The sequence below is a fragment of the Rossellomorea sp. GQ25 genome (genome assembly GCF_059758515.1).
The window spans coordinates 181,225-195,018 of record NZ_JCAXEQ010000004.1; the positions used below are offsets into that span (position 1 = coordinate 181,225).

The window sequence follows — 13,794 nt, forward strand, 5'->3', positions numbered from 1 at the left end:
GAGACAAAAAAGAAACACTTGTTCTATTTTTATCAGATTGTGAAAAGCTTGGGCAGGGAAAAATTCAACGATAAAAAAACCAGTGGCATGTGCACTGGTTTTACACTCACTTATTTAGGGACGGAGTACGCTTTAAATTGTTCGAGTACCTCTTCATATTCCTGCTTCGACTTAATGGGGATGCCCTTGACTAAATCATCATGCCGTTTACTTTCGAGCTTCTCTACATCGATCGGGAAGAAGGATTGAATAATCTCTGCCTGTCCCGGTTTTCCATTAAAAATGGATAAAACACCATTATCCGATATACCGAAATATCCATTTGTCTTTAGGAGAGGGGATATATCATCCATTTGTTTTTGAAACACGATCTGTTCTTCCGTCATATCCACTAGCTGCCAATCCTCGTATGCAGCCCAGAAGTCTTCCATGCTCCAAATCGTTTCCTGCACAATTTCCTCACTGACCTCACCATCCAGATATACTCTTTCCAGTATCACCGTGATTGTGTGGGCGGATGCAACCTCTGCCGGTGTTTCATTCAGCTCGCCTCCATCAGCAGCCTGCTTCTCTTCTGTATAAAAGAATGTGAAGTAAAAAGCACCTATTAACAACATCACCATAAACACGATTCGAACCTTAATCGTCATCGTGATCACCTCGAACTTAAATTATGTAACGCTCTATCCACTAGTCTTGCCAAACCATGATAAGAATATCCAGTCTGAAGTGAATTATTTTAGGGACGGACCTCAGAAAGTGAAATAAATTACCCATCACCTATTTTACAGAAGAAAGTAGGAGTTGATTTCCGCTACAGGATGCTCGCTTTCCGCGGGGCGGTTTGTTTTAATAAATCCTAAAATAAAAGCAACCTCTAATAAAGAGTAATGTGGTTGATTTTCGCCTATGTTGTAGAAATCGGCAAAGAAATCTTCTAAAAAGCCTGTTTTCAATTAAATGTATTATCAATTTTAAGCTCTGTCTTGAAATTTCCCCTCACCATCTGCACACACCGATTGACAGAGCCAATGGCAGAGCTTATGTTACAAAACAACAAACTTTGAGAAAAGAACAAAAAAAAGACTACCAAAGAGATTGAACTCTTTAAGTAGTCTCACCCTTCTTACTCATTGATACGGTGCTTTACTGACTTAAACATATCGTGCATATCAAAGTTAATTCCTTCTCTTGGGCCGCCGTCACGTAAATCATTGTCAATGTTTCTGACTCGACTGAATGTACCTTCATCGGTCACGACCGAAACCGTTCTTCCATGAAGATATGGCTGTACGGCTTTTTTCACTCTGGTTTTCGTTTCTTCTATCTTGCTATGGTCATCAAGCTCTACAGCAATCAAGACATCAGAACCATAAGCTACCGCACGAACGTCACTGACATTTTCAACTTTTCCTGTGACATCGCCAATTTTCTCAGCGAGGTCACCTTCATAAGCTGTATAATAAGATCTCTTCGCATTTCGCGTATTATCATCTAAATGACCGTGATAATTCGCATCACCATGGCTCGCGCGGCCGTCTTGGGCCATGAAATTCTCGTCATAGTTAGCAAGTGGTCTTGAAGGATTTTGAGGATTTCCATTTTCATCCTTCACTTGAAGGTAATCACGTTTCTTTTGACGGATATCCTGCCCTTCTTTCCCAACAGAATGATCATACATTTCAGTTAGAGGTCCGTCCCTCTCATCTCCCTTATCTCCCCCGTGGCCTTCGTTTGAATAGAAGCCGAGGGGCTCATAGGAGTCTGTATAGCGATCTTGGGCTTCTTCTTCTCCACTATTACATGCAGCAAGGCCCAATGTCATGACGGCTGTTAATGGTACCATGAATAATCGTTTATTCAATGGTGATTCCTCCTTCAACCCATTACTTGAGCATATTTTGTGCTCACCAATAGGTTGTGAAAGCATCTCACCTTTCATTCGGGTCAAAGTTTGGAGACATCTCCTACAATTGGGTATTGATCCTTTTCACTTCTCCATGCAGCTCTTGATTGAATTGCATTCGTTGCGAAAATTGATGAAGGGTTAAATTGATTAAGTAACCCCACACACGCTGTTTATAAGATTGATCTTCACGGATGAATCGATTCCACTCTCGAAACACATCTGATGGATACATTAAACCAAGATAAAAAATGAGCTCATCCTCGTATGATTTGAATGGTGTCAGGCGTTTGACGTCACTTAGAGACCAATTTAAATATGGTAAAATCCGGTTACAAAACTGCAGGTCATCTGTTAACTCTGTAGAAAGTGACATTAAATCAAAGTCAATCATATACACCATCCCGTTCTTTCCTCTTAAGAAATTATGATGTGCTACATCTCCATGAGTAATGCATTTTCCATGCTCATCGATGTCGATTGATTTTAATTCTTTCAGTGCCCACTTCCCCCATTCTAAATACGTATACAAATAATAAGGTTGAATGAAGGCTTGCAAATAGGGAAGATTATATTGAAACTGTATCATTCGTTTTTTCCATTTTTTCAGCCATTTGTACCGTGGAATTTCAGTTGTCCATGAATCATTGATCTTTTTCGATACTGAATGAAATTTTTTCAGTACCTTTAATGCATCTTCGCGATCTTCAGGTTGATCATAACTGATGGACTGGGACGTTTCTAACCAAGTGGTAATACCGATCGGAGATCCTTCAAATAATAATATCTCCCGCTCATGAATAGGATGAAACGGCAGAACGTGATAAAACTTTTCCCTTAACAACGTTGAAATCAGCCGTTCCTGATGTAAGAATCTCAGTTGATTTGGAAATCGTTTCACAAACCACTTTCTACCATTGCTTTTGAGCTTCCATTTTCCTTCTTTTAACGTTTTAAGGGTTGCTCCGGGATCGTATAACTTAGATTGTAAAAAAGAAAGGAGACGATGTGAATAATCGTCTCCTCGTACATGCATGTTAGCCCTCAAAGTCATCGTCATTGAAGTTGGGCATGGAAAATGCTCTTGGACCAAACATTCCTTGAGGTCCCATTGGCATGCCCATTCCCTGACCTTGGGGTCCCATCGGCATTCCTTGGCCAGGCATTCCCTGCCCCATCATTCCCGGTCCGAAGCCGTATGGTTGTTGCTGCATTCCTTGAGGCATTTGTTGTTGCATCATTGGATGATGCATCATTGGCCCATACCCTTGAGGTGCACCGCATCCGCAATCACCTTGGTCGCTTGCTCCCATTACTCCGGACGGCTGACCCATTGGCATTTGACCACCCATTTGGGCTCCCATTACTCCTGATGGCTGCCCCATCGGCATCTGGCCACCCGTTTGGGCTCCCATTACTCCTGATGGCTGGCCCATCGGCATTTGGCCACCCGTTTGGGCTCCCATTACTCCTGATGGCTGGCCCATCGGCATTTGATGTCCATACATCATCGAAGAAGGGGACTCTTCTGACATTGCTCCCTGAACATGACCTCCTGGCCCCATTGGATACCCTCCTGGCATTCCACCACCATGGAATCCTGGTCCCGGCATGACAGGAGAGACTGGATAGCAATTCTGAGGATACATCATGGCCGGTGATACCTGTTGCGGCATATGAACGGATGGATAGTCATTTTCATCTGACACTCCCATTACTCCGTACGGCTGATCCATTGGGTGTTGCATTGGCATTTGCATCGGCTGTTGCATATGCATCGGCTGTTGCATCGGCTGTTGCATCGGCATTTGACCATGCGGCATGTATGGCATGACAGATGAAGACTCTTCTTCATACCCCATTTGTGGCATCATTGGCATCTGCTGCATTCCAGGCATCATGGAAGCACCCTGAACCCCGCTTCCAGGTCCCATTGGCATTCCTTGACCCATCGGCATTCCATATCCTCCTGGCTGCATTCCCCATCCATGTGGTGGACAGAAACCTGATCCTGGCATTACCGGTGATACGGGTACACAATTATTTGGGTTAAACATAGGCTGGGTGTTCCCTCCTTGTGGTTGAGATGGCATTTGTAAGCTTTCTTCTTCTTGAATACCTTGAACGGCTTCTTGCTTCGGTTTAGGCTTTGGCTGTTCTTTTGCTTTTGGAAGTACATTAGTAGGTTTAGGCGGCGTTTGAGGTTTTGGCTTTGGCTTTGCTTGCTGCTTTGGTTGTTGCATTGGTTGTTGCATTTGCATATTCGCCATATTCATCATGTAGTAGTTGTTAATATCAATTTCCGGCACTACTGGTTGAGGCATTTTAGGTGCAAATGGCTTTTGTACTTCTTTCGGCTTTTCTTTCTTTGGCTCTTCTACTGGCATGGCCATAGGCTTCTGCTCTTTGAACGGATGCTCTGCTTTAGGCATCTCCTTCTTTGGCATTTCCTTGGAACCGTATTTGATCTGTGTCTCTTTCTTTACGGATCCGCCTGTAGTCGGCACTTTAATTTTCATGCCAGGCATGATCATGTCAGGGTTTGATAGCTGGGCATTCATCTGTTTTAACTCTTCGAAATTCACGCCATACTTCTTGGCGATCTTCCATAGAGTATCCCCTTTTTGAACAATATGGATTTTCACTCTTTTTCCCTCCTCAGGCATAAGTCTATATATCCTATGACAAGATAGGCAAATTGCTAATCATCTACATAAAAACTTATGAGTGATTCAAAAAAAATATACCGTCCCGGCGATGGGAAGGTATATTTAAGCTTGGTCGTTTTATTTATTTAACTTCATTAAGCACGGGCTAACATGCGTTCTAAAGCGAAAATCGCATTTCTTGCAGTATCTTCATCCACTTTAATGATATTTTCGGTTTTTCTCTCCATAATCTTTTCCAAGGACCATACTAAATGGGGTAAATCGATGCGATTCATCGTTAAACAAGGACACATATATGGATTTAGGGAAACAATAGTCTTATCGGGATGTTGATTGATCAGTCTTTTCACGAGATTCATTTCTGTTCCAATCGCCCAGGAAGATCCTGGAGCCGACTGGTCAATCGTTTCTATAATATATTTCGTGCTTCCATTAAAATCTGATTTTTCCACCACTTCACGGCGACATTCAGGATGAACGATGATCTTCATGTCAGGATGATTTTTCCGGATTTCGTCTATATTCTTCTCTGTGAAGTTTTCATGTACGGAACAGTGGCCCCTCCATAGGATCACTTTCACGCCATCAAGGTCTCCATCATGGATCAGCTCGTTTCTAATCGGATCCCAGACAGCCATTTCACTTAAGGAAACACCAAGATCAGCCGCTGTGTTACGTCCTAAGTGTTGATCAGGCAAGAAGAGAATCCGTTCCTTCTGCCCTAATGCCCATTCGACCATTTTGTGTGCATTTGATGACGTAACCGTAGCTCCTCCATTCTTGCCAACAAAGCTTTTGATTGCTGCGGTGGAATTGACATACGTGAGGGGAATGATTGTATCACCGAATTGTTCCGTCAGTTTGATCCATGCCTTTTCCGTCTGATAAATATCTGCCATATCTGCCATGGAACACCCCGCCCTCATGTCGGGTAAGATGACCACTTGATTTTCATCCGTTAAAATATCTGCCGTTTCGGCCATAAAATGGACCCCGCAAAACACAATGAATTCCGCTTCTTTATTTTGAGCCGATATTTGGGCAAGTTGAAGAGAATCCCCGACGGCATCAGCAAATTGGATTACTTCATCTTTTTGATAATGATGCCCTGGGATAAAAAGCTTCTTTCCTAATTCGAACTTAATTTCCCTCACTCTACTTTCCATTTGTTCCGTTGTGAGGCTTGTAATCGATTCAGGCAAAACACCCGTTTCTTTTGTTAATTCATCCAGTACCCCCATGTTCATACCCCTTTCGCTATTCTTACTCTTGCGCTGATATCAAGTGATTTCACCGAATGTGTCAAGTACCCGAGGGAGATATAATGAATACCTGTCTCTGCATAAGCACTGAGACTTTCCCTCGTGACCCCACCCGATGCTTCCGTCACGATATGAGAGGGAACAAGGGGGATCCACTCCCGGATCGCCTCTGGACTACAGTTATCGAACATAATGACATCTGCTCCGCTTTCGATCGCTTCCACTAATTGCTCCCTTGTTTCGATCTCCACTTCCACTTTCACCATATGACCAATGTGACTTTTCACCTTTTTTACAGCATTTGTAATCGATCCCTCAAATGAAATGTGATTATCTTTCAGCATGACGGCATCATAAAGGCCATTTCTGTGGTTGAATCCTCCACCGGTCCTTACAGCATACTTCTCAAGCATCCGTAATCCAGGGGTTGTTTTCCGTGTATCACACAATCGAACTCCACTGCCTTTCACCTGCTGTACGGCTCGATGGGTTTCGGTGGCAATACCGCTCATGCGCTGAATCAGATTCAGAACGACCCGTTCAGCTTGAAGGAGATCTCTTACCGTACCTCTGATTTCAGCAATCAATTGGCCAGCTTCCACCACTTCACCATCTTCAACGAAGACCTGAACGTTGACAGAAGGATCGAATAATGAAAATCCGATTTCAACTACATCCTTTCCACAAAAGATCCCATTCTCTTTCATTTGAAGTGAAAAGGACCCTTCATCGCTCTTCGTGAACAGGATCTCAGAAGATAGATCCCCGTCGCCAAGATCTTCACGGTAAAACTCTTCAAGCATAGATTTTAGTTTCATTTTGTTCATGATATTCCACCCTCAATCGACCATCATTGTTTTGTAAAACCATTTTTCGTTTAAACCATTGATCATTATCTTCACGAGGGAAGTCTGATCGAATATGACCTCCCCTGCTTTCCTTCCGTAATAAAGCGGACTCGGTCACGAGCAAGCTTACGATCCACATGAAATATTTGTGAATCTCTTCACGTGAATTAAAATCAAGCAGCTCATGGAATGTCAGTGGCTGTGCCTTTAACCACTTCAAATGAGCGAGCAGCCCATCTTCCTCCCGAATGATCCCAACACGATTCATCATACCTTCTTTTATATCAGCAGATTGAAAGGGGGTATTCAGGGACTCCCCCTCTTTAATCTGGTCAGATGTGGAGGGGAAATGAGGTGAGGCGCTGTCTCCTTTTTGAATAAGAAATTTGCCCAGACGATCTCCGTATACCAATCCTTCTAATAATGAATTGCTTGCCAGTCGATTAGCCCCGTGAATGCCGGTGCATGCAACTTCCCCGATGGCATATAACCCGGGGATATTCGTTCTTCCCGCATGATCTGTTACGACCCCACCCATCATAAAATGACATCCCGGGGAAACTGGGATCATCCCATCCTCGATGGAAATGTTATGTTTCAAGCAAAGAGTGGAAATGGAAGGGAATTTCGCTTGGAAATCTTCTATTCTACTAATATCCAGATACACGTTCCTTCCCCTTTTCCGCTCCTTATAAATCCGTTCAGCGACAATATGCCGGGGAGCAAGTTCAAGTTGGGGGTCGACTCCCTCCATGATCCTTTTTCCCTTATCGTTTAAGAGAAGGGCTCCCTCCCCTCTTACGGCTTCCGAAATAAGACCGCATGTTCTCCCGTCCAACCAAAGCAGGGTCGGATGAAACTGAATAAATTCCATATCTGATAGCTTTGCCCCTGCAAGAAAAGCAAGTGCCATTCCATCTCCCGTCACAGCTGGATGATTGGATGTAGAGGAATATAAACCGCCGATTCCTCCTGTGGCGAGAACGACATGTGAAGCATAGTAATAGCGGATTGAGTCACTCTTATCTTTCGTTTTCACTCCACAGCAATGGCCCTTGTCATCTTTTATAAGCTCGTAAACCATTTCTCCTTCAAAGAATTCGACCTTTTCCATTGAAAGGGATTTCAACAAATACTTCACCAAATATTTCCCCGTTTGATCTCCACCACTATGCAGGATGCGATGTGCACTATGTGCTCCCTCCATCCCCAGAGAAAGACTTCCATCCTCTTTTCGATCAAATGGTGCTCCTTCATCCACCAGGGATTGTACGATTCTTTTTCCATCTGCTATGAGTTGATTCACACCATCTTCATCCTGGTGATAGCGTCCAGCTTCCAATGTATCTTTAAAATGAGCATTTACAGAATCCTTCAGTCCTAAAGGTGCCGCAATCCCGCCTTGAGCGAGGTAAGAGTTACCACTTTTGATTTTATCCTTTGTGATAATCATCACATAAAAATGATTTTGAAGCTGACGTGCCAATTGCAAGGCGGCAATGCCACTTCCAACGATGATAATATCGGTTTTTTTCATCAAAAACCCTCCTGATTATTTACAGGTGTCTTGACACATATATTTACACATATTTAAACTAATAACAAGAGTTTTTTACCAGACTCATATATTCAGACTATTTTAATAAAAGGCAGGTTACATGATGAACTATTTTGATTACGCCGCTACAACCCCTATAGATCCTGAAAGTTTACATGTGGTTCAAACAGTCAGTGAGGAGTTCTGGGGTAATCCGAGCAGTCTTCACGACATTGGCGGAAAAGCACAGCATTTACTGACTAAATGCAGAAAAAAATTGGCAGGATTGCTTGAGGTCCCACCTAAAGGAATATACTTTACCTCTGGAGGGACAGAGGGGAATCATTTAGCCCTCATCACGCTCGCACTAAGTAGACAAGAGAAGGGAAAACACATCATCATGGGTGGTGCAGAACATTCATCCCTGCACTCCTCAGTCGCTTTTCTTGAGCAATTTGGCTTTACGATTACGAAAATCCCTTTCACCTCTCAAGGATTAATTGACCTTCAAATATTAAAAGAATCGATTTCAGAGGACACGACCATTGTCAGCATCGGCCACGTCAACGGAGAAATCGGTACGATCCAGCCCCTGCACGACATTAAGAATCTATTGAAAAACCGTGACATTTTACTGCACAGCGATATGGTTCAATCATTCGGGAAAATGGACATCACTGAATTCACTTCCATCGTTGACAGTTTCACACTCTCTTCTCATAAAATTTATGGTCCAAAGGGAGTCGGTGCTCTTTATATCAATCCATCTCTGGACGTATCTCCCATGATCCCGGGACAGACTCATGAGGACGGGTTCAGGGGAGGAACGGTGAATCTGCCAGGGATAGCGGGATTCGTGACATCCGCAAGTATGTGTCATGACTCCTTTTCAACACCGCATTTTATTCGGTTGAGAGCGCATTTCTTAACACAATTAGAAGAACAACTGTCGGGTATTTACACCCTCTATGAAGGGCCTGCATTCGCACAGTTGCCACATGTTGTCGGACTTGGGATTCACGGCCTGGAGGGTCAATGGCTCATGCTCGAATGCAACAGGCGTGGAATGGGCATTTCCACAGGCAGTGCGTGCGCGGCAGGATCACAGGATACGCCTAAGACATTGACAAGTATGGGAGTCGGGCAAAGAGCCGGAAAAGAATTCATCCGGATTTCATTCGGAAGAGATACGAGGGAAGAACACATAGAAGCATTGGTACAAACTTTTTCTGAAATCCATGCGGCTCACGTATCTTCCTTAACTTGAAGAACGAGTTGTGGTATGATTTCCTATATAAAATTGGGGACGGAGGAGATACCTTTGGCAGGAAAAAAGATCCTTGGGAATGAGAGAAGACAATGGATCCTCGATAAACTAATCACAAAACAGGCCCCTGTAACAGGTGGAGATCTCGCTAAACAGACCAATGTCAGTCGTCAAGTCATCGTAAGTGACATCACATTGCTGAAAGCAAAAGGAGAACCTATTATTGCAACCAGTCAGGGCTATCTGTACATGCCGACTTCCAACCAGGAAACGCTGATCGAACGCACGGTTGCCTGTCAGCACACGCCTGAACGATCAGAAGAAGAACTATTCTTACTTGTCGATCACGGCGTAACTGTTAAAGATGTAAAGATCGAGCATGGCGTTTACGGAGATCTAACCGCTTCGATTATGGTTTCAAACCGTAAAGAGGTAGAACAATTCATGAACAAAATTGAGGATACAGGAGCTTCCTTTCTATCGGAACTAACAGATGGAGTTCATTTACATACGTTAATGGCTCCAAATGAAGAAACGCTGGAAAAAGCAGAAAGTGCGCTTCAAGAAGCAGGATTTTTAATTCAGTCTTAATAAAAAAGGCAGATTTCTAATTGGAAATCTGCCTTTTCACTGTTCAATTATCCAATAAATAAGAAGAATACGACCCGATCATTTTTACTTTGCATCCGAGGGCTTCCATTTCACTGATTGCTCCCGGCAGTAGCACATCATCCATTTCGTGGGCCACATCAATTAAGAAGAAATAATCCCCTAACCCTGTTTTCAACGGTCTGGATTCAATTTTACTTAAGTTTAATTGCCTCCAGGCAAAGGTTGATAATACCTGGTGGAGCGCTCCTGATCGATCTTTCGGGAGAGTCACCATCAAGGTCGTCTTATCCATGGTTTTTTCCTGGGAAAGCGACAAGGGATCGGCCGTCTTATGTAAAACAATGAACCTTGTATGATTATAGGCAAAATCATGAATATTTTCATGCAGGATCGTTAACCCGTATTTTTCAGCGGCCAACTCGTTTCCGATCGCCCCTAGAAACGCATCAGGGTTCTCACTCACGAATTTAGCTGCAGCTGCCGTACTGGTCGTTTGTTCTAAAGTGACGCCCCGAAACTGCTTATGTAAAAACTTATGGCACTGTGCCAATGCGTGGGAATGGGAAAGAATTTTTCGAATCGATTCTTCGCTATCGCTCCATTCTGGATGTATCATTAAGTGCTGCTGAATCGCGGATGTCAATTCTGCTGTAATCGCTAAATTCGCTTCATGAAACAAATAATCGACTGTAATATGTACCGAGCCTTCCAAGGCATTTTCTAATGGAACAACGGCATAATCGACCTCATTCTCTATCACCGCTTCAATGCAATCAGGAATCGTTACATACGGCACCGTATCTTGTTCTGGAAATGCCTTCTTGACAGCTAAATCTGTAAAGGAAGCCTGGGGTCCTAAATAAGCAATTTTCACTCTACTCTTCCTCTCACTCTCACCAAATTTATTGAACATTCTAACACGTATAGCATCAAAGAGGAAGAGTTTTTTATTTCTAACGAAGCAGACAATAGATATTTTTTTAGATGGCTGTATTCGTAAATGTGTTGCATAGAAGATAGTGGTTGATTTCCACTACAGGATGCTCGCTTTCCGCGGGGCGGGCGGTGAGCCTCCTCGTCGCTGCGCTCCTGCGGGCTCTCACCTGTCCCGCTATTCCCGCAGGAGTCGAGCACCTTCCGTTCCAATCAACATCATGGTGTAGCAGTGGGGTTAACAGAAGCTAACTTAAAACAAAATTCTTCTAGAAAATAGTCTGTTAGAAAAAAAAGAAGTGTTAGGCTCCGGAGCCTAACACTTCTACTTTTTCTACAAATTCTAATCGTCTCATCTTTGAAAGTAAGTCTTCCAATCCTATCGTAAGGTCTGTCACATTTAGTGATAGTGTGACATTCGCTCTTCCTTGCAAGGGGATTGTCTGATGTATCGTTAAAATATTACAACCATGCTTGGCTGTTTCACTGAGTAAATGAGACAACGTACCTGAACGATCTTCGAGATGAAAGAATAGCGTGATGATTCTCTCCTTCACCACGGTGTGAAACGGAAACACAGTATCACGATATTTATAAAAGGCACTCCGGCTTAAATCAACCCGATGGACCGCTTCCCATACTGAGTCGGCCTTGCCTCTTTCAATCAATTCTTTGGCATCCAGGGTTTTCTTCATCGCTTCGGGCAGCACATCTTCACGTACTAAATAAAACTTGCCCTCTTGAAATTTTTTCCCCAATGACTATTCCTCCAATTGTCTAGCTGCAGAGGCCAGGGACAAAGATTAAGCCTCTATGAAAATCTCTTAGCTTTCTATTGTGGAGCATTGCCGGTCTATATAAACCGACAATGCACTTCTGTCTGAAATAGATGAAGGATGAAACTTAATCGACAAATTCGAATTCATATTTTAACAAGCGGATCGTGTCGCCGTTTTCGGCACCACGCTCACGAAGGGCTTCATCCACTCCATACGAACGAAGCTGTCTTGCAAAACGTCTCGTAGAATCTTCCCGGGAGAAATCCGTCATCTTAAACAATCTCTCAATTTTCGCACCGCTGACAACGAATGTTCCATCAGGATCACGAGTGATTTCGAACTCTCTCTCTTCTTCTTCATGCTTATAAAGAACACGGTGAATGCCTGTTTCCTCTTCTTCATGAATAGGAAATTCAGAAGTCGTTTCTACCTTATCAGCTACCGCATACAGAAGCTCACTTAGCCCTTGACGCGTAACAGCTGAGATCGGGAAGACAGGGAAATCTTCCTGCAGTTTCTCTTTGAAAATCTCCAGGTTTTCTTCTGAATCAGGCATGTCCATTTTATTGGCAACGATGATTTGAGGTCTCTCCGTTAAACGAAGATTATATTGCTTAAGCTCTTCATTGATCGTCAGATAATCCTCATATGGATCTCTTCCTTCCATTCCACTCATATCGATCACATGAACAATAACACGTGTACGTTCAATATGGCGCAGGAATTGGTGACCGAGTCCAACACCTTCATGGGCTCCTTCAATTAACCCCGGCAAGTCAGCCATAACAAAGCTTCTTCCATCTCCTGTTTCAACCATTCCAAGATTCGGAACAATTGTTGTGAAATGGTACGAAGCAATCTTTGGCTTGGCAGCTGAAACAACTGAAAGCAAAGTTGATTTCCCAACGCTTGGGAATCCCACCAGGCCAACATCTGCAAGTAGCTTCAATTCCATCACGATATAACGCTCTTGTCCCGGCTCCCCTTTTTCAGAAAGCTCAGGAGCAGGGTTGGCAGGCGTTGCAAATCTCGAATTCCCTCGTCCACCGCGTCCACCTTTTGTAATAACTGCACGCTGACCGTGCTGCACAAGGTCGGCAATCGTTTCACCTGTATCGTCGTCCTTCACAACGGTTCCAGGTGGAACCTTTACAACCATATCTTCCGCATTGCGTCCATGCTGATTCTTACTCATCCCGTGCTCTCCACGAGGTGCTTTGAAATGACGCTGATAACGGAAATCCATCAACGTTCTTAAGCCTTCATCCACTTCAAAAATGACGTCTGCACCGTGACCGCCATCTCCTCCGGCCGGACCACCTTTAGGTACATATTTCTCACGACGGAAGGCAACCATACCGTTTCCGCCGTCACCGCCCTTTGTATAAACCTTGACCTGATCTATAAACATACTTTCACTCCTAACTTATCCGTGAAATCGCCTCATCGGGCGACTACATGAATGACAAGAACCTCTTCTTGAAGTTGTTCTATTTCTATATTTTTTCCGTTTGATCGTTGATTCTTTATCCAGTCTTCCACCATGCTTGTACTCTTTAGTATGCCTGTGAAATCAAATATAAAACGGGATTGTTCTTTTGTAATGTCCAGTAAGAGGGATAATTGATTTTCTACATTGTTCATTACATTTGATTCAAGGAATTCAAGAAACTCCTTGCACCAGTTGTAAAGCCTTCTATCTTCAAGCCCGTGTGATGACTCCGATTGAAGGACTTCAAAATCCAGCTTAATCAAATGTCTTGACCAATTATATGTTAATATCCATTCTGCCAATAATGGAAGCTTTAAGTTCGATAGCTTCGACTCATTTTGTGCAACGAGAACCATTTCCATGATCACTTGCTTCGCCCGCTCCACGCGATCAAGATCCAAGTTGCCTTTTATTATTTGCAAATCATTCATCCAGTCGTGGCGAGCATGCCTTAACGCCTCGACTACACCCCAATTTTCGCTCATAATC

13 protein-coding genes are annotated in these 13,794 nt (G+C 43.4%); 2 read left to right on the forward strand and 11 right to left on the reverse strand.

Going from position 1 to position 13,794, the window contains the following annotated elements; translation table 11 throughout:
- Nucleotides 1–110: 110 nt before the first annotated feature.
- From AC6CIB_RS14310 to nadB, 7 genes are all read right to left on the reverse strand, one after another.
- On the reverse strand, nucleotides 111–650 hold the full coding sequence (locus AC6CIB_RS14310) for a BofC C-terminal domain-containing protein (RefSeq protein ID WP_498281712.1): 540 nt from the start codon (nucleotides 648–650) through the stop codon (nucleotides 111–113).
- A gap of 476 nt (nucleotides 651–1,126) precedes the next feature.
- Nucleotides 1,127–1,864, reverse strand: a complete 738-nt coding sequence (locus AC6CIB_RS14315) for a YhcN/YlaJ family sporulation lipoprotein (protein WP_498281714.1) — start codon at nucleotides 1,862–1,864, stop codon at nucleotides 1,127–1,129.
- 103 nt (nucleotides 1,865–1,967) lie between these two features.
- Nucleotides 1,968–2,942: a phosphotransferase gene (locus AC6CIB_RS14320; protein ID WP_498281716.1), complete on the reverse strand. Its 975-nt coding sequence runs from the start codon at nucleotides 2,940–2,942 to the stop codon at nucleotides 1,968–1,970.
- Nucleotide 2,943: 1 nt separating this feature from the next.
- The gene (safA, locus tag AC6CIB_RS14325; protein ID WP_498281718.1) at nucleotides 2,944–4,551 is read right to left on the reverse strand and encodes a SafA/ExsA family spore coat assembly protein; all 1,608 of its coding nucleotides are present in this window, start codon (nucleotides 4,549–4,551) and stop codon (nucleotides 2,944–2,946) included.
- Nucleotides 4,552–4,709: 158 nt separating this feature from the next.
- On the reverse strand, nucleotides 4,710–5,816 hold the full coding sequence (nadA, locus tag AC6CIB_RS14330; protein WP_498281720.1) for a quinolinate synthase NadA: 1,107 nt from the start codon (nucleotides 5,814–5,816) through the stop codon (nucleotides 4,710–4,712).
- Between the two features lie 2 nt (nucleotides 5,817–5,818).
- Nucleotides 5,819–6,664, reverse strand: coding sequence for a carboxylating nicotinate-nucleotide diphosphorylase (gene nadC, locus AC6CIB_RS14335; RefSeq protein ID WP_498281722.1), 846 nt, complete (start codon nucleotides 6,662–6,664; stop codon nucleotides 5,819–5,821).
- Nucleotides 6,633–8,222, reverse strand: a complete 1,590-nt coding sequence (nadB, locus tag AC6CIB_RS14340; protein WP_498281724.1) for an L-aspartate oxidase — start codon at nucleotides 8,220–8,222, stop codon at nucleotides 6,633–6,635. The genes nadC and nadB overlap by 32 nt, the downstream gene beginning before the upstream one ends.
- 124 nt (nucleotides 8,223–8,346) lie before the next feature.
- Here nadB and AC6CIB_RS14345 point away from each other — a divergent pair, with 124 nt between their 5' ends.
- A complete protein-coding gene (locus AC6CIB_RS14345; protein WP_498281726.1) occupies nucleotides 8,347–9,489 on the forward strand; it encodes an IscS subfamily cysteine desulfurase in 1,143 nt (380 codons plus the stop codon).
- Between the two features lie 15 nt (nucleotides 9,490–9,504).
- The gene (locus tag AC6CIB_RS14350) at nucleotides 9,505–10,080 is read left to right on the forward strand and encodes a transcription repressor NadR (protein WP_498281728.1); all 576 of its coding nucleotides are present in this window, start codon (nucleotides 9,505–9,507) and stop codon (nucleotides 10,078–10,080) included.
- A gap of 43 nt (nucleotides 10,081–10,123) precedes the next feature.
- On the opposite strand, the gene pheA is transcribed toward AC6CIB_RS14350, so the two are convergent.
- The 4 genes from pheA to AC6CIB_RS14370 all read right to left on the reverse strand — a co-directional run bounded on the left by pheA (nucleotide 10,124) and on the right by AC6CIB_RS14370 (nucleotide 13,790).
- Nucleotides 10,124–10,975 carry a prephenate dehydratase gene (gene pheA / locus AC6CIB_RS14355; protein ID WP_498281730.1) on the reverse strand — a complete coding sequence of 284 codons (852 nt, stop codon included), beginning with the start codon at nucleotides 10,973–10,975 and terminating at the stop codon, nucleotides 10,124–10,126.
- 361 nt (nucleotides 10,976–11,336) lie between these two features.
- A complete protein-coding gene (gene thrR, locus AC6CIB_RS14360) occupies nucleotides 11,337–11,792 on the reverse strand; it encodes a transcriptional regulator ThrR (RefSeq protein WP_498281732.1) in 456 nt (151 codons plus the stop codon).
- A gap of 145 nt (nucleotides 11,793–11,937) precedes the next feature.
- Complete coding sequence (obgE, locus tag AC6CIB_RS14365; protein WP_498281734.1) at nucleotides 11,938–13,224, reverse strand: GTPase ObgE; 1,287 nt, start codon at nucleotides 13,222–13,224, stop codon at nucleotides 11,938–11,940.
- Between the two features lie 32 nt (nucleotides 13,225–13,256).
- A complete protein-coding gene (locus tag AC6CIB_RS14370) occupies nucleotides 13,257–13,790 on the reverse strand; it encodes a Spo0B C-terminal domain-containing protein (protein WP_498281736.1) in 534 nt (177 codons plus the stop codon).
- Between the last annotated feature and the right edge of the window lie 4 nt (nucleotides 13,791–13,794).